This window comes from Streptomyces sp. NPDC012510 (assembly GCF_042955065.1).
Taxonomy (GTDB): Bacteria; Actinomycetota; Actinomycetes; order Streptomycetales; family Streptomycetaceae; genus Streptomyces.
This window is the reverse complement of record NZ_JBIBEN010000030.1, coordinates 1-16,342: the sequence shown is the minus strand read 5'-3', so window position 1 is coordinate 16,342 and position 16,342 is coordinate 1. Positions and strand designations below refer to the sequence as shown.

Here is a 16,342-nt window from a genome sequence, read left to right as displayed (position 1 = left end):
GACTCACGGATGCATCCGCGCCCCCTTCACCACCTTGTCCACCCCGTTGCGCGGCCCGTAGACCGCCAGGCCCACGACGTCCAACTCCCCTGTTCCGACCGCCCGTACGGCCGCCCGGTTGTCGCGGTCGTTGCCGGTGCCGAAGAGGTCGGACGTGAAGACGGCGCGAGGGAGGGCGCGGGCGAGGGCGCGGGCGTGGGCGGCCTTGAGCACCTCCTTCGTGCCCTCGAAGACGAGGACCGGCTGGCGGAACATCGGGAGGTAGGCCGTGCCGTCGGCGTCCTCGTACGGCTCGCCGATCACCTCGGGCTCGGTCGGGCCGAGGCCGCTGACCAGGAAGGACGTGACGTTGAGGCGTTGCCAGGTCTCGAGGTCGTCGCGGAGGAGGACGGCGATCTTCGTGTCGAAGCGCATGGGGGGCATGTCCACAGGTGTCTCGCTGCTCATGGGGCGAGACTGCCGACCGGCGTACGACGCCGTCTTGTACGTTCTTTGCATGCGCCCCCTGAGGCCGAAGTCCCCTCGACAGGCCCCTCGACAGTCACCTGGGCAGTCACCTCGGCGCGAAGTCTCCGTCTGGCAGCCCCGTGTGCCCGGCGTCGTCGAGGTCTTCCACGCGCACTACACCGAGTACGCGTATCCGATGCATGTGCACGACGTCTGGACGTTGCTGATCGTCGACGACGGGGCCGTGCGGTACGAGTTGGACCGGCATGAGCACGGGACGCCGAGCGATACGGTCACGTTGTTGCCGCCGTATGTGCCGCACAACGGGGAGCCCGTGACGGACGAGGGTTTCCGCAAGCGCGTGGTGTACCTGGACCTGGAATCAAGCGCGTTGGAGCTGGACGAGAGCCTCATCGGGGCCGCGGTGGACTCGCCGGATCTGCGGGATCCACTGCTGCGGCTGCGCGTGGGGCAGTTGCACGCGGCGCTCGCGCGGCCGGGCGACGAGTGGGAGGCGGAGAGCCGGCTGGCGCTCGTCGGGGAGCGGTTGCGGGGGCACCTCCGGCCGAGGCGGGTACGCGGGACTGCCGACCTCGGCGGTTCCGCGGTCGCCCCCGGCGGTCGTACGGTCCCCGGCGGTCGTACGTTCTCCGGCGGTCGTACGGTCGCCCATCGGCTGCGGGAGTTGCTCGACGAGCGGGTCGTGGACGGGCTGACCCTGGAGGAGGCCGCCCGCGTCGTACACGTCCATCCCGCCCATCTGGTCAGGGCGTTCGGGGCGGCCTTCGGGATCGCGCCGCATCAGTATCTGATGTCCCGGCGGGTGGAGCGGGCCCGGCGGCTGCTGTTGCAGGGAATGCGGCCGGGCGAGGCGGCGGTGGCGGCCGGGTTCTACGACCAGGCTCATCTCACGCGGCACTTCAGGCGGTGGGTCGGTGTCACTCCCGGCCGCTACCGGGCTGGTCGGCAGCCCCGCGTGTGAGATGGCCGAACGCGTCCAGGTTGCGGGTGGACTCCCCGCGCGACACCCGCCACGCGTACTCCTTGCGGATCGCTGAGGCGAAACCCAGTTCGAGGAGGGTGTTGAAGGCGCCGTCGGCCGCTTCCAGGACCTGGCCGAGGAGGCCGTCGATGCCCTCAGGGGTGACGGCGGACAGCGGCAACCGCGCCGTGACGTAGATGTCGCCGAGCCGGTCGACGGCGTAACTCACCCCATACAGCTTGAGGTTGCGCTCCAGGAGCCAGCGGTGGACGCCCGCCTCGTTCTCGTCGGGGTGGCGGATCACGAAGGCGTTGAGGGAGAGGGAGTGCTTGCCGACGAGGAGGGAGACGGTCGTCGAGAGTTTGCGGGTGCCGGGGAGTTTGACGACGTAGGTGCCGGGGTCCGGGCTCTCCCACTCCAGCTCGGCCTCGGTGAGGACCTGCTCGATGATCGACGCTGCGTCAGCCATGGGGCGAGCGTACCCGCCGGTACACCACCGGCCGGGAGACCCCCGGCCGGACACAGGTGCACGCCGGCCGGGAGGCCCACGGCCCGCACAGACGCACGCCCCCCGGGAGCCCCCGGCCGGCACAGGCGCACTCAGCCGGTAGCTCCCCGGCCGGCACGGCGTACGTCAGCCGTGGTGGGCCCGCGCCCACCGGCGGCGGTGGTCCTGCATGGCCGCCGTGTACACGTCCGCGGTGGCGGCGGCCGACGCATCCCAGCCGAAGCACTCGGCGTGGCGGGCGGCGGCGGCGCCCATGCGGGCCGGGAGGTCGGGGGCGTCGGCGAAATCGCGCAGCACCCGCGCGTACGCGGCGGGATCGTGCCCCTGGACCAGGAAACCGGTCCGCCCGTCCCGCACGGCGACCGGGAGGCCGCCGACCGAGGCCGCCAGCACCGGCGTACCGGCCGCCTGCGCCTCGATGGCCACGAGCCCGAAGGACTCGCTGTACGACGGCATGACCAGCACGGACGCCGCCCGGAACCAGTCGGCGAGCTGCTCCTGCCCCACGGGCGGCCGGAACCGTACGACATCGGCGATGCCCAGCCGCGCGGCCAGCTTCTGCAGGCCCTCCGGCTTGGCCAGCCCGCTGCCGCTCGGCCCGCCGACCACCGGGACGACGATCCTGGACCGCAGCTCGGGGCGTTCGTCGAGGAGCACGGCGACGGCGCGGAGCAGGACGTCGGGGGCCTTCAGCGGCTGGATGCGTCCGGCGAAGAGGGGTATCAGGGCGTCCTGGGGCAGGCCGAGACGGGCTCGTGCCGCCGCACGGCCGTCCGCCGGGCGGAAGCGGCCGAGGTTCACGCCCGGGTGGACGACGGCGACCTTGGCTCGGTCGGCCTCGTAGTGGCGTACGAGTTCGTCGGCCTCCTCGGCCGTGTTGGCGATGAGGCGGTCGGCGGCGCGCACGATCTGGGTCTCGCCGATGACGCGGGCGGCGGGCTCGGGGGTGTCGCCGGTGGCGAGCGCGGCGTTCTTGACCTTCGCCATGGTGTGCATGGCGTGCACCAGGGGGACGCCCCAGCGTTCGGCGGCCAGCCAGCCGACCTGGCCGGAGAGCCAGTAGTGCGAGTGGACGAGGTCGTAGTAGCCGGGGCGGTGGCCCGCCCACGCCTGCATCACACCGTGGGTGAAGGCGCAGAGCTGGGCCGGGAGGTCCTCCTTCGCCAGCCCCTCGTACGGACCCGCGTCGACGTGCCGGACCAGGACGCCCGGTGCCAGCTCGACCCTCGGGGGCAGCGCGCCGGTCGTGGCCCGGGTGAAGATCTCCACTTCGATGCCGTGCGCGGCGAGCCGTTGCGCCAGCTCCACGATGTACACGTTCATGCCGCCCGCGTCGCCCGTTCCCGGCTGGTGCAGCGGCGACGTGTGCACCGACAGCATCGCGACCCGCCGTGGCCTACGGTGCAGCCGCAGCCGTGCGGAGGTGGCCGGAGAGCGTCGCCCGAGCCTGCTGACGTAGTGGCTCACGTGACGTTCCTCCTCGCTCCGGGCATGGCGTTCGGAGGGCGTTCGGGACCCTCTGGTGTGCGGGAACACCGGAGGGTGCCATTCCATTTCCTCTTTGCAGAATTATTACCGAAACTCGCTCAACCGTTCGAGGATGAGGCGAGTGGGGGCCTGTGGACGGGTGTTCAGCCCCAGGAACCGGCGGCACCCAGCGGCCCCGGGCCCACATACCCTCGACCCCATGGCCCCCACCCCCATCGGCACCGTGACGCGCGGCACCACCAATCCCAACCGCCTCCGCCGCATGGACCGCTGGATCGCCGCCACCCACGGCGCGGAACTCCGCCGCGCCACCACTCCTCTCGCCGTGGACCTCGGCTACGGCGCCGCCCCCTGGACCGCCGTCGAACTGCTCCGCCGCCTCCGCACGACAGCGCCCGGCACCCGGGTCGTCGGCATCGAGATCGACCCTGCCAGGGTCGCGGCGGCGAAACCGTACGCATGCGAGGGCCTGGACTTCCGGCACGGGGGCTTCGAGGTGCCGGTACCGGGGCGCCCGACCCTCATCCGGGCGGCGAACGTCCTGCGCCAGTACGACGAGGAAGAGGTCGCCGCCGTCTGGCAACGCCTGTGCGCCCGCCTCGCACCGGCCACACCCGGACACTCCGGCGGGACCTCCCCCGCCGGGGGCCTGCTGGTCGACGGCACCTGTGACGAGATCGGCCGTCGGCACGTCTGGGTCGCCCTCGGCCCGGAGGGGCCCCGCACGGTCACCTTCGCCACCCGGCTCGGCTCCCTGGACCGCCCCTCCGACCTGGCCGAACGCCTCCCCAAGGCCCTCATCCACCGCAACGTCCCCGGCGAGCCGGTGCACGCCTTCCTCCGCGACTTCGACCGCGCCTGGGCCGCCGCCTCCCCCTACGCCTCGTACGGCGCCCGCCAGCGCTGGATCCGCACGGTCCGCACGCTGAGCACGGACTGGCCGGTGCGGGACGGGGCGACGCGGTGGCGGCAGGGCGAAGTGACAGTGGCGTGGGAGGCGTTGGCGCCGCGCGAGTGAGCACCGCGCAGCGCGATCACGCGGCACGGTCACACGCCACGATCACAGTGGCGATCACAGGGGCGATCACGCAGAGCGATGTGATCGTGACTCACGGGAACGAACTCGCGGCGCCGTTCGTCACACAGACAGGGACACGGTCATACGGGTGGGACCAAGGAGAAGTGAGGAGAAGTGAGTTGTTGCCCGCCTCTGTCGCATTGCGCGACGCCGTGACACGATCACCCGGACACCGGGAAGTTACTGACGGTTAACCAATTCTGTTTGAGGCGGGGTGCAAGGCGTATGGGATCCGGCAAGCGGAACCTGACCATGGCGGCCGTGGCCGTGGTCTGCGCGATGACCGTGCTGGGCGCGCCGGTCACCGCGTACGCGAGCCAGTCGATACCGACCGAGCCGACCCCGAGCCCGACGCCGACCCCTTCCGCTTCGGGCAGTTCGGGCACCGCGAGTCCCGACTCGACTCCCGTGACCAACGAGGAGCTGGAGGCAGTGCGCCTGAAGCTGGAGGGCCTCTACCACGATGCGGCGGTCGCCACGGACGCGTACAACGCGGCCGAGGAGAAGGCGGACAAGCAGTCCGCCGAGATCGTCGATCTGGCGCACGAGATCGTCGAGGGCCAGGAGAAGCTGGACACGTTGCAGGACCTCATCGGCGCCGCGGCCCGCGCCCAGTACCGCGGCGGCGGCCTCCCGCCCGAGGTGCGGCTGTGGCTGAGCGAGAACCCCCAGGACTTCCTGGAGGGCGCGGACCGCCTCCGCCAGGGCCAGCTCGCGACCAAGGGCCTGCTCGCCGAAATGACCAAGACCCAGCAGGACTTGGAGCAGTACTCGAAGGACGCCTCCGCCCGCTGGGAGAAGCTGGAGGCCAACCGCAAGGCCAAGGAGAAGGCCAAGAAGAAGATCAAGAAGCAGATCGCCGCCGCCGAGGAGCTCGAAGCGCAACTGGAGGACGACGAGCGGGAGCGCCTGGCGCAGCTGGAGGAGGAAGCCGCGCAGGAGTCACAGGCCGCCTGGCTGGACTCCGGCATCCTCGACGAGATCAACGGCAGGGCGACCGAGCAGGGCAAGAAGGCCGTGAAGTACGCGACGGACCAGATGGGCAAGCCGTACGAATGGGGCGCCGAGGGCCCCGAGACCTACGACTGCTCCGGCCTCACCAGCCAGGCCTGGGCGGCCGCCGGCCGCACCATCCCCCGGACCTCCCAGGAGCAGTGGCGGCAGCTCCGGCACATCGACATCCAGGACATGCGCCCCGGCGACCTCATCATCTACAACTCCGACGCCAGCCACGTCGCGATGTACATAGGCGACGGCTCCGTGATCCACGCCCCCCGCCCGGGCCGTACGGTCACCATCGCCGGAGCGGGAACGATGCGGATCCTCGGGGTCGTACGCCCGGACGCGTGAGCCTGGGCGAAGGCCCGAAAGGGACGTGGGGAACCGCGCGCTCAGCCCAGCCCCCGGGGGCGGCAACCCGCCCCAACCGCCCCAACTACCCCAAAGCGCGCCGTGACCCATCCCACGTGACTCTCGCCACCTCTCCCGCCCCGGCTCAACCCCGGCCGCGTGACATTCGTCATCCCAGGAGAAGGCCCGTCCATGTCCAAATGCGGTACGGGATGAGGCATATGACACCGGCTGATTGCCACCCGACGCCCCGCCTACCATTCCGTTGCGGCGGCGCCTGACGCTAAGGTCCCCGTCGGTGGGTCGAGGTCCCTCGCCCCACCGTGCCCTCGGGGGGAGGGAAGGAACCCAAGACGATGCCCGTACCCGTACCGCGGCAGAGAGCGATCCCGGCCGTGGAGAGTGGTCAGGCGCACGCCGTGTCCGCACCCAGCGGCCCATCCGGAGAGGGGGCAGCCCTGAACGCCTCGGCCCTGGCCCCCGCAGACAACTCCACAGTCAACGCGCACGGCCCCAGCGGTCCCAGCGGCCCCCGCGGCTCCCACGGCCCCGGCGGCAGCACGGGCCCGGCCGGCCCCACCGCCCAGCCCGGCCCCACCAACCTCACGGTCCTCCTCATCGAGGACGACCCTGCGGGTTCCCTCAACGTGCCCGAGCTGCTCGACTCCGCGGGCAAGCCGATCCGCGTCCGCACCGCCCGCAACCTCACCGAGGCCAAGCGGCTGCTGACCCACGACGTCAACTGCATCCTCCTGGATTTGGCCCTCCCGGCGCCGACCCGCCCCACCGAGGCGGACGCCGACGCGGCCCACCGAACCGACGACGAACTCGCCGTCCTCAAGCACGTCCTCGAACTGGCCCCCCGCCACGCCGTGCTGGCCCTCACCGACTCCGGCGACGCCGAACGCGGCACGGAGGCGGTACGAGTCGGCGCACAGGACTACCTCTTCCGGGACGAACTGGACGGCCGTCTCCTCAGCCGCGCCATCCGCTACGCCGTGGAGCGGAAGCGGTCGGACACGGCCGAGCGCCGGCTCACGGAGTCCAAGCTGCGTGCCCAGGAGAACGCCCGGCTGGAGCGCGGCCTGCTGCCGACGCCCCTGCTGGAGGGTTCGTCCCTGCGGTTCGCCGCCCGCTACCGGCCGGGCCGTTCCCGTGCCCTGCTCGGCGGCGACTTTTACGACACGGTCCGCACGCCCGACGGCACCGTGCACGTCATGATCGGCGACGTCTGTGGGCACGGCCCCGACGAGGCCGCGCTCGGTGTCGAACTGAGGATCGCCTGGCGGGCGTTGACCTTCGCGGGTCTCTGCGGCGACGAGTTGCTCTCCACCCTGCAGCGGGTCCTGGAGCACGAGCGCGAGAGCGACGAGATCTTCGCGACGCTCTGCACGGTCGACATCGCCCCCGACGGCCGCCGCGCGGGCCTCTGCCTCGCCGGCCACCCGGCCCCGCTGATCGCCCGCCACGGCCAAGGCATCCGGCCCACCCCGCCGGCCGAACTGCTGCCGTACGACAACGGCGGCCCCGCCCTGGGCCTGCTCCCGAACGCCCGCTGGCCGCGCACCCAGATCGAGCTGGGCGCGGCGTGGAGTCTGATGCTCTACACGGACGGTCTGATAGAGGGCCGGATCGGCGAGGGCAAGGAGCGGCTGGGCCAGGACGGCATGGTGGCGATGGTCCGCCGACAGCTCGCCGAGGGCCTGCGCGGCGAGGAACTGCTGCGCGCCGCCGTGAACGAGGTCCGTGACCTCAACGGTGGCGAGCTGACCGACGACGTGGCGGTGCTTCTCCTGGACCGCGAGGGCTGACCGGTCGGATCACCCCGGAGGGTTGACCGGTCGGAGCAGCCCGGACAACCCGGGACAGCTCGGTCAGCCCCGGACAGCTCGGCCAGCCCGGGTCATCACCGCGGACTCGTCGGCGAAGCGCCACCGCCGTCCGGCGGCAGCGCCGTCCGGCGGCACTTCCACCGGTCGGGTGTGGGGTCACCGACCGCCGTTGTAGGGCCCGTACGGTCCGTCGCTGCTGGAGCCTCGGTTGCCGCCGCGGCCACCGCCGCCGGAGATCTGCCGCACCGCAGGGCGTACATCGACGATGTACACGATGCTGGCGATGAGACCGATGATCGGCAGGAACGACAGGATCGGGAACAGGAGGCTCACGACGAACGCGACACCGAGAATGATCAGCCAGAACACCTTGGTCTGCTTGTCCGTCGCGCGGAACGCGTCCTCGCGCCGGAACACGGCGTCGATCAGAGCGAAAGCGGCCAGGGCGATCACAGCGAGCTGCAACAGCCCCATGAACCCCGCGAAGCCGTTCATCAGCATGCCGCCCACCACCACCCGTTCCGTTCGTGCTTCCGAATGACGACCGTTTCTCCTACGCGGTCACCGTACCCGTAGAACGGGCCGGTCACCCCAAAGGTGCCCGGCCCGTCTCCGTACGCGAGGTCGTACGAGGCACTACGCGCGTACCTCGCGCGCCGTGCGTATCTCTCGCTCTGTCACTGTCACTGTCACCGACGCCGTCATCGGCTATGCCGCCCACGCGGCGGTTCGCCTGCCGCCCCTGCCGCCGCTCACTTGGCGGGCGGGGTGGTCTTCTTCGCGGTGGTCGTCTTGCGGGCCGGGGCCTTCTTCGCCGCCGTCTTCTTGGCGGCGGGGGCGGGCACGGCCTGAGCCGGGGCCGGCTTGGCGGTCGCCGGCTTGGCGGTCGTCGACTCGGCCTTGACCTCGACCGGCTGGGACTTCGGCTCGACGGCGATCGCGAACTCCTCGATCTCCTCCGCGGCCTCGCCACGCCAGGTCCTCACGGCCTGCTCACCGTGCTCGGCGACCTTCTCGTAGGTCTCCCGTGCCTTCACCGCGTACTCGGCGGCGACGCCGACGCTGCGCAGCGCGAAGTCCTGGGCGGTCTCACCGAACTTCTTCAGGTCGGTGTCGAGGGTGCCGAGGATTTCGGTGACCTTGGTCTGGAGGTTCTCCTGGGTCTCCTTGACCCGGGCGGTCGCCTTCTCCTGAACGGCCTTGGGGTCGGTCTGGCGCACGGCGTCGATCCGGCCCGGGGCCTCGGCGCGGAGCTGCTCGACGAGACCGGGGACCTTCTTCGCCTGCTGAAGCGCGAGGTCGGCGGTGCCGGCGGCGAAGTAGAACGGCGTCGGGTCGGTGACGGCCTTGCGGATGTCGTCGGTGATGGCCATGGTGATGGTCCTCCCGTGTGGGTTGAGCTGAGGGTTGTCGTGTCGTTCCGGTCCGTGGTCGAAGGCGCCGTCAGGTCGCCCGAGCCGCCCGGGCCGACCGGGTCGTCCAAGCGGCCCGGGTCGTCCGAGCCGCCCGAACCGTCCGGGCCGTGCAGGTCGTCCCGGTGGTCGTCAAGGTGATCAACTCGCCGTCTCCCGCGGACCGACGTCTCTGTCGTCGGCCGTACGAGGGCCGGAGGTCGAGGGTTTCTCGGCGTCCGTCTCCATGCCATCGCCGAGGTCGACCTCGAACCCGTTCTCCTTGCGGAAGGACTCGTAGATCTGGAGCAGCACCTGCTTCTGCCGCTCGTTGAGCGTGGGATCGGCGAGTATGACGGCGCGCGTGGCGTCCTCACGTCGGCGCTCCTCTCCGTCCCGCTCGGCGTCGAGGATGCCGGCCCGCACGTACAGCGTCTCGGCGGAGATCCGCAGCGCCTTGGCGACCTGCTGCAACACCTCCGCGCTCGGCTTGCGCAGCCCGCGCTCGATCTGGCTCAGATACGGATTGGACACCCCGGCGGCGTCGGCGAGCTGCCTGAGCGACAGCTGCGCGTTTCGCCGCTGTTCACGCAGGTACTCACCGAGATTGCCGACGTTGAGCGATGCCATGCCTCCACCATGCCCCACCCCCGCTAACTATTGCAAGCACGCGCTTGCAAAAGTGCGCTACACCACTCGCGAGGGTGACTGTGACTCGTCACGCTAAGTGTCGTGTTGTCCTGTCTCTGCGATGCGTAGGCAGTCCCGCTCATCTGTAGGCATGTGCGTCTCGGGCCCGGTCATGTGTAGGCGAGTTCCGGTCTTGTGTAGGTACGGCGATCACCGCGCTTCTACGGTCGAAGTGGCTGGTCGGCGTCGTACCGGAGGCCCGGATGGATGTGCACGAGGTGTCGGCGGAGAACGTCGATCTGGAGTACGTCAGCGCGGCCGGCATCCGTGAACGAGGATCTTTGGGGCGCCTGTGGCCGGTCCGGTTCGAGTCGGTACGGCCTGAGCGCCGGTTCCCGGCATTTCGTGTTCAGGACAACTGGTGCGGCTGGTACTGGTCGGCGACGTGCGGCGGGCATGTGGGCTATGAGTCGTGGCTGGAGCGCGACCGCCTGATGCTGCTCGATTTCGATCCGCTGGTGACGGGCATGTCCTCACAGCCGTTTCGGCTGTCCTGGGCAGGCCCGGATGGGAAGCGAGTGCGGCACACGCCGGGCTTCTTCGTACGCCGCGCCGATGGCACGGGCTTGGTGGTGGACGTGCGTCCGGACGAGCGGATCGAGCCGGATGACGTGGCGAAGTTCACCGTGACGGCGGCGGCCTGCCGGTCGGTGGGCTGGGACTTCGTGCGGGTGGGGACGCCGGATGCGGTGCTGATGGCGAACGTGCGGTGGCTGGCCGGCTACCGGCACCCGCGGGTGCACCGCCCGGAGGTCGCCGCGCGCTTGCCGGAGGCGTTCGCCGACGGCGGTCGGCTGCTGGCCGGGGCCCGGAGGGTGGGTGATCAGATCGTGGTGCTGCCGGTGCTGTTCCATCTGCTCTGGCGCCGGGCCCTGGCCGTGGATCTGGAGGCCGGGCTGTTGTCAGCGGACACACGCGTCCGGCTCGCCGTGGTGCGGGAAAGAGGCCAGGGTGCCGTCGCGTCCGCGGCTGCTGCGAGCGGGTGATGTGGTCCGGTTCGACGGGCGGCTGCACACGGTGGCCGCCTTGGAGGGGACCGCTGTCCGGCTGGTCGACGAGGCACAGTCGGCGAGCGTGGTGATGCTGGCCCACCTGCTGTCCTCCAGCGGCTTCAAGGTGGTCACACCGGCCTCGGTGCGAACGGTGGTCCCGGCGGCCGGGGCGCTGGTGGGGCTTCCGGCCAAGGCTGTGGAGCGGGCCGAGTGGTGGCAGCGGCACTTGGTGGAGATGCTCACGGGCCGTCCGCTGGAGGACCCGCAGGGGCCCGTGCGGTCTGAGTACGACCCGGCGGTGAGGTCGCTGCGGCAGCGGGAGCTGGCCAAGGCGGCCGAACTGGCCGCGGCCGGGCACAGTACGTCGCTGGCGCTGATCCAGAGGATGCGGCGCCGCTTCGAGAACGAAGGAGTGCTGGGCCTGGTCGACCCGCGGCTGCGGGCAGCCTCGGACGGCACGGGCCGCGCCGACCGGCGGGTGGTCGAGGCGCTGCGGAAGGTCGTGGAGGATCAGACGGGCCGGTCCAGGGTCTCCGCGCAGGTGCTGCGGCGCCGGATGGAACGCCTTCTGGAGACCGAACACGGTCCTGGGGTGGTGCCATTGCCGTCGCGCACGGCGTTCTACCGGCTGCTGAAGGCGGTGAGCTCCGGGCGGCACACGCTGGGCTCGGCCCGCACCCGCCGTTCGCTGGCCAAGCAGCCGGACGGCATGTTCGGCCAGCTCACGGCGGTCCGCCCGGGCGAGGTGATGGAGATCGACTCGACTTCCTCTGGACGTGCTGGTCGTTCACGATGACGGCACGGTGGACACCATCGAGCTGACCGGCATCATCGACATCGCCACCCGCACGCTGGCCGCTGCGGTGCTGAGGCCGTCGACGAAAGCAGTGGACGCAGCGTTGCTGCTGGCGCGGGCGATGACGCCGGAACCGATGCGGCCCGGCTGGGCGGACGCCCTGCGGATGTCCCGCTCGGTCCTGCCACTCGCCTCACTCACGGCGCTGGACGAACGTCTGGCCCAGGCGGCAGCCGTTCCCGTGATCACGCCAGAGACGATCGTCTGCGACCGCGGCAAGGCCTACATCTCCGACACGTTCCGCTCGGCCTGCCAGTCGCTGGAAATCTCCTTCCAGCCCGCTCATCCCGACTCGCCGACGGACAAACCGCACATCGAGACGATGCTGGGCTCGGTGGCGACGATGTTCGTCCAGCACCTTCCCGGTTACAAGGGACGCAGCACCGAACACCGGGGCACCAATCCTGCCGGGGAAGCCCTCTGGACGATCCACCAGCTTCAGGAACTGCTCCAGGAATGGATCGTCCACTGGCAGAACCGGCCCCACGACGGGCTGCGGGACCCGCTGATGCCAGGCAAGGCGCTGACTCCGAACGAGAAGTACGCCGCCCTGGTCGTGGCGGCCGGGCACGTCCCGGTCCCGCTCAGCCCGGACGAGTACATCGAACTGCTGCCCCGCTGTCGGCGGCGGATCAACTCCTACGGCATCCGTCTGGGTCACCGCACCTACGACAGCGCGGAGTTGAACCCGCTCCGCCGCCAGCCGTCCGGAGCCGGCCCGGACGGGCGGAGCTGGGAGGTCCACTACGACCCCTACGACATCTCCCGCGTCTGGGTACGCAACCACCGCGAGGGCGGCTGGATCACCGTGATCTGGCGGCACCTTCGTACTGCCCCGATGCCGATGGGCGAGCTCGCCTGGGACCACGCCCGCCGCATCCTGGCCCAGCGCGGCACCGACCCGGCGACCGAAGAGGAGAGCGCCCAGGCCGCCGTCGCCCTGCTGGACCGCGCTGCCGACGGCCCGGAGGACGCACCCGCGGAACCGTCCCGCGCATCGCGCCGCAGCGGCCGGGACCGCAAGGTCGCCGCCCGCACCCGGGCCACCGCCGAGCCTTGCTGGCCCCGGCCGGACGAGCCGGCCGCCGAGGCCATTGCCGAATCGGTGGAGACGGACGAAGACGAACTCGCCGACGTGATCCCGCTGGAGATCTTCGACGCACGCAAGGAGGCCGAAAGGTGGTGGTGAACGCACCGAACCTGGACGGCGAGGAAGTACCGGAGCCTGGCGAGGACCGCACGGACCCGTCGACACGGCTGGAGGGCTGGCGCCGGTTCGTCGAAGAGGACCCGGCTGTCTTCGACCTGCTGCCCGAACAGCCAGTGGCAGGCCCTGAGCCCGCCGATGCGGGACGCCTACGACGAGGCCCGCATCGCCTACCACTCCGAACTCCAGGTCGTGCGCACGTCCACGGTCAAGGACATCGCCCACCAGGGAAGGCTGCTGACCCTGCTCAACCAGCGCGAGCACGGCGCCCGCCGCGGACTCATCGTCTCCGGCGAATGGACCACCGGGAAGACCACCGCGCTCAAGCAGCTCGGCCGCCTGCATGAACTGCGCGTCCGGCAGCGCTACCCGGGCAGCGACCGCATCCCGGTCGTCTACATCACCGCACCGCCCAAGGGCTCCCCGCGCAAACTCGCCATGGAGTTCGCCCGATTCCTCGGCCTGCCCGTGATCGGCCCGAGGCACAACACCATCGACGTCACCAGCGCCGTCTGCCAGGTGCTCATCGAGGCCCGCACAGACCTGGTGCTGGTCGACGAAATCCACCTGCTCAACCACGCCACGATCGCTGGTGAAGACCTCTCCGACCACATGAAGTACTTCACCGAGCACCTGCCCGCGACCTTCGTCTATGCCGGCATCAACGTCGAACAATCCGGGCTGTTCACCGGTATCCGCGGCAAGCAGCTCGCCGGCCGCTGCGTCCTCGTCCGCACCGGCCCCTTCCCCTTCAACGCCGAGTGGCGGTCCTTGATCGCCTCCATGGAGACCACTCTCCGTCTCCACCGGCACGAGCCGAGCACCTTGGTGACGATGGCGAAGTACCTCCACCAGCGCACCGGCGGCATGATCGGAAGCCTCTCCCACCTCGTCCGGGCCGCGGCCATCTCCGCGATCCTCGACCAGAGCGAGCGGATCACGCGAGCCACGATCAAGAACATCCGCATCGACCACAGCAGCGAGTCGTCCGGCCACGGCCGCCCCTCGTCTCTGCCCCGCACGGGGTGAACGTGTTCCGCCCGGCCCTGATTCGTCCTCTGCCGATCCAGCTGCCGCCGTTTCCCGGCGAGTGCGAGTCGTCCTACTGGGACCGGCTGTCCCAAGCCAACCGTGTCCCCCTGGCCCGGCTTCGGGCCCCGTCACGCTGGCTGAAGCCCCACCTGGCCACCGCAGACACTCTCTGGATCCTCAGCGGCCAGTCCCGAGAGCACCTGGCCCGCACGATCCCCGACCTTTACACCGAAGGTCTTCCCCCCGGCCCGGCCCCCCATCCCGGACGATCACGTTCTTCGCTGGGCCTGCCGCCGCTGCGTCGCCGCACGCACCGGATGGACTCTTCCCGTCCGTGCCTGGGCTTGCGTCCACGACGAGGTCTGTCTCCGTCACAACCTCTGGATCGGCCAAGACGTCTTTGCCCCCGAGCAGCAGCTCGACCTGTCCCGGACCCCCGACGTCAGCCGCGCTCAACGACGTTACTGGCGACTCCGACGACGCTACGGCCCAAGCGTCACCGATATCTGCCAGGAAGCCACCAGCAAGCTCTGGAGCGGCCTGGCCCACCGCCACTACCGGCTCAACCGCCGGGTCGAACTCCTCCACGATCTGGTCCGAGTCAAGGGACCGACAGTTGAACCGGACAGGACGGCCCCTTGGCGGATCGCCGCTGGATATCCGGAGCACATCACGCTGATCAGCCTGTTCGCGCAAGTCCACTGGAGGCGGTCCATCCTCAGCGACGACCTCCTCGCCGCCACGCAGGCCCTCGCCGAATTCCACCGCCGTTTCCCGTTGCAGACGCCCCTGCGAGGCACCAGCCGCACATGGCTCAGCACGACTATCACCGCCACAGCAACACAGATCGAAGCGCTCTTGGGCCTGCCCAGTGAGCCCAACGGCGGACCAGCGTCCCCGGTTGGTCACGCAGCCTCCGACCGAGTAGGAGACCATTCAGACGGGCCGAATGGAGCCCTTGGTTGACCTTCACCTTGGGGGAGCCCACAGCATCAGTGGGGCCGGGCGACGTGCCTGGCATGAGGAGGAACGAGCATGGGGTTGCTGACCATCGGGACGTTCGCGAAGGCGTCCCGGCTGTCACCGAAGGCGCTGCGTCTTTACGACGAGCTCGGCCTGCTAACTCCCGCTCGCGTCGACCCGGTGACCGGCTACCGCCTCTACGCACCGGAGCAACTGGATCAGGCCCGGCTGGTTGCCTGGCTCCGGCGGCTGGGGATGCCTCTCGCCCGCATCCAACAGGTCTGCTCGCTGGAGGCAGGTCCGGCAGCCGAAGAGATCCGCGCGTTCTGGGCCCAGGTCGAAGCCGACACCGCCGCACGGCGGGACTTGGCCACCTTCCTCATCGACCACCTCTCCTGGAAGGACCCTGCTATGTCCCCGACCGCCAAGCCCCTGGGTATCCGTTACGCCGCCCTTTCCGACACCGGCCTTGTCCGAGAGAGCAACCAGGACACCGCCTACGCAGGGTCCCGCCTGCTCGCCGTCGCCGACGGCTTCGGCAGCGGAGGTGCCCCCGCAAGCGCCGCCGCTGTCGACGCGCTCAAGAGCCTCGAAACCGACAGCATCCCGGCGGGCAATCTCCTCAACGTCCTCGAAGACGCAATCGACCAGGCCAAGCAGGCCGTGCACGGCATCTCCGGACTCGGCCCTTCCTCCGAGGACGCCGGCACCACACTCACCGCGATGCTCTGGACCGGCTCGCAGCTGGCCCTCGTCCACATCGGTGACTCCCGCGTCTACCTCCTGCGAGATGGAGAGCTGTTCCAGATCACCCACGACCACACCATGGTGCAGTCGATGGTCGACGAAGGGCGCCTCAGCCCGGAGGAAGCCGCCTCCCACCCCCAGCGGTCCCTGCTGATACGTGCCCTGGGCCAAGGGGCCGACTCCACCCCCGACATGCGTCTGCACGACGCCCAGCAGGGAGATCGATACCTGCTCTGCTCCGACGGCCTGTCCACCGTCGTGTCGATCGAAGAAATCCGCCGAGTGCTCTCCGACATCAGCGAGCCCGAGCAGGCGGTCCGCGAACTCGTCGCCCTCGCCAACGGCTCCGGCGGCCCCGACAACGTCAGCTGCGTGGTCGCCGGTGTCATGGAGCTCCAGCAGTAGGAGCGAGCGGCATGCACTTCGAGTTGCACCAGGTCCGCTCCCACGAACTCATCCGCGAGGCGGACGAATACCGACTCACCCAGCAAGTCAGGAAAGCCAAATCGGCCCCCGCTCCATGCTGGCCAGTACATGGCGACCGACTCCACGGCGCGCCTGCTGGCTTGGCTCCGCGGGTGAACCACCACGCTGCCTACGGTTGAGCGGGACACCGACCGCCAACTTGTCCCACTCAACCGTAGGCACCGCAGGTCAGAACCTCGCCCTGCCCACAGTTATCTGAGTGCGTTGTGGCAAAGGGAGTCCCTGTTCGATGAGCAGGGGCTTCTTCGTGTGCGGGGCATGACCGCGACGGGGTAGGGGCAGGCAGCGGACGG

Annotated in this window: 15 protein-coding genes; 9 read left to right on the top strand and 6 right to left on the bottom strand. The window is 70.3% G+C overall.

Annotated features, from left to right (window positions below):
• Positions 1–3: 3 nt before the first annotated feature.
• Positions 4–447: a DUF2000 family protein gene (locus tag ACFY9I_RS37405; protein WP_391010439.1), complete on the bottom strand. Its 444-nt coding sequence runs from the start codon at positions 445–447 to the stop codon at positions 4–6.
• A 49-nt stretch (positions 448–496) separates the two neighbouring features.
• Here ACFY9I_RS37405 and ACFY9I_RS37400 point away from each other — a divergent pair, with 49 nt between their 5' ends.
• Positions 497–1,429, top strand: coding sequence for an AraC family ligand binding domain-containing protein (locus ACFY9I_RS37400; protein WP_391010436.1), 933 nt, complete (start codon positions 497–499; stop codon positions 1,427–1,429).
• On the opposite strand, the gene ACFY9I_RS37395 is transcribed toward ACFY9I_RS37400, so the two are convergent.
• Together ACFY9I_RS37395 and mshA are read right to left on the bottom strand one after the other, a co-directional pair.
• A complete protein-coding gene (locus tag ACFY9I_RS37395; protein WP_391010433.1) occupies positions 1,386–1,898 on the bottom strand; it encodes a YbjN domain-containing protein in 513 nt (170 codons plus the stop codon). The two genes, ACFY9I_RS37400 and ACFY9I_RS37395, sit on opposite strands and share 44 nt — an antisense overlap.
• Positions 1,899–2,063: 165 nt before the next feature.
• Positions 2,064–3,404 carry a D-inositol-3-phosphate glycosyltransferase gene (gene mshA, locus ACFY9I_RS37390; RefSeq protein WP_391010430.1) on the bottom strand — a complete coding sequence of 447 codons (1,341 nt, stop codon included), beginning with the start codon at positions 3,402–3,404 and terminating at the stop codon, positions 2,064–2,066.
• Between the two features lie 220 nt (positions 3,405–3,624).
• Between mshA and ACFY9I_RS37385 the strand changes: the two genes are divergently transcribed.
• The 3 genes from ACFY9I_RS37385 (at position 3,625) to ACFY9I_RS37375 (ending at position 7,664) form a co-directional block, all read left to right on the top strand.
• The gene (locus ACFY9I_RS37385; RefSeq protein ID WP_391010427.1) at positions 3,625–4,443 is read left to right on the top strand and encodes a class I SAM-dependent methyltransferase; all 819 of its coding nucleotides are present in this window, start codon (positions 3,625–3,627) and stop codon (positions 4,441–4,443) included.
• 285 nt (positions 4,444–4,728) lie between these two features.
• Complete coding sequence (locus tag ACFY9I_RS37380; protein WP_391010424.1) at positions 4,729–5,853, top strand: NlpC/P60 family protein; 1,125 nt, start codon at positions 4,729–4,731, stop codon at positions 5,851–5,853.
• Positions 5,854–6,209: 356 nt separating this feature from the next.
• Entirely contained in the window at positions 6,210–7,664 is a 1,455-nt protein-coding gene (locus tag ACFY9I_RS37375; RefSeq protein ID WP_391010421.1) for a SpoIIE family protein phosphatase, read from the top strand.
• 177 nt (positions 7,665–7,841) lie between these two features.
• On the opposite strand, the gene ACFY9I_RS37370 is transcribed toward ACFY9I_RS37375, so the two are convergent.
• The 3 genes from ACFY9I_RS37370 to ACFY9I_RS37360 all read right to left on the bottom strand — a co-directional run bounded on the left by ACFY9I_RS37370 (position 7,842) and on the right by ACFY9I_RS37360 (position 9,706).
• Positions 7,842–8,186: a DUF2516 family protein gene (locus tag ACFY9I_RS37370; protein ID WP_391010418.1), complete on the bottom strand. Its 345-nt coding sequence runs from the start codon at positions 8,184–8,186 to the stop codon at positions 7,842–7,844.
• Between the two features lie 251 nt (positions 8,187–8,437).
• Entirely contained in the window at positions 8,438–9,058 is a 621-nt protein-coding gene (locus tag ACFY9I_RS37365; protein ID WP_391010415.1) for a hypothetical protein, read from the bottom strand.
• A gap of 180 nt (positions 9,059–9,238) precedes the next feature.
• Positions 9,239–9,706, bottom strand: coding sequence for a helix-turn-helix domain-containing protein (locus tag ACFY9I_RS37360; protein WP_391010413.1), 468 nt, complete (start codon positions 9,704–9,706; stop codon positions 9,239–9,241).
• A 263-nt stretch (positions 9,707–9,969) separates the two neighbouring features.
• Here ACFY9I_RS37360 and ACFY9I_RS37355 point away from each other — a divergent pair, with 263 nt between their 5' ends.
• The 5 genes from ACFY9I_RS37355 to ACFY9I_RS37335 all read left to right on the top strand — a co-directional run bounded on the left by ACFY9I_RS37355 (position 9,970) and on the right by ACFY9I_RS37335 (position 15,968).
• Positions 9,970–10,752 (top strand): TnsA-like heteromeric transposase endonuclease subunit, encoded by a 783-nt coding sequence (locus tag ACFY9I_RS37355; RefSeq protein WP_391010410.1) that lies wholly within the window; start codon positions 9,970–9,972, stop codon positions 10,750–10,752.
• Positions 10,718–11,554, top strand: a complete 837-nt coding sequence (locus tag ACFY9I_RS37350) for a hypothetical protein (RefSeq protein WP_391010408.1) — start codon at positions 10,718–10,720, stop codon at positions 11,552–11,554. Before ACFY9I_RS37355 ends, ACFY9I_RS37350 begins: the two co-directional genes overlap by 35 nt.
• Entirely contained in the window at positions 11,535–12,803 is a 1,269-nt protein-coding gene (locus ACFY9I_RS37345; protein WP_391010406.1) for a Mu transposase C-terminal domain-containing protein, read from the top strand. Before ACFY9I_RS37350 ends, ACFY9I_RS37345 begins: the two co-directional genes overlap by 20 nt.
• 156 nt (positions 12,804–12,959) lie before the next feature.
• Complete coding sequence (locus tag ACFY9I_RS37340; protein WP_391010403.1) at positions 12,960–13,850, top strand: TniB family NTP-binding protein; 891 nt, start codon at positions 12,960–12,962, stop codon at positions 13,848–13,850.
• 1,038 nt (positions 13,851–14,888) lie between these two features.
• Positions 14,889–15,968, top strand: a complete 1,080-nt coding sequence (locus ACFY9I_RS37335; protein WP_391010400.1) for a MerR family transcriptional regulator — start codon at positions 14,889–14,891, stop codon at positions 15,966–15,968.
• Positions 15,969–16,342: the final 374 nt, after the last annotated feature.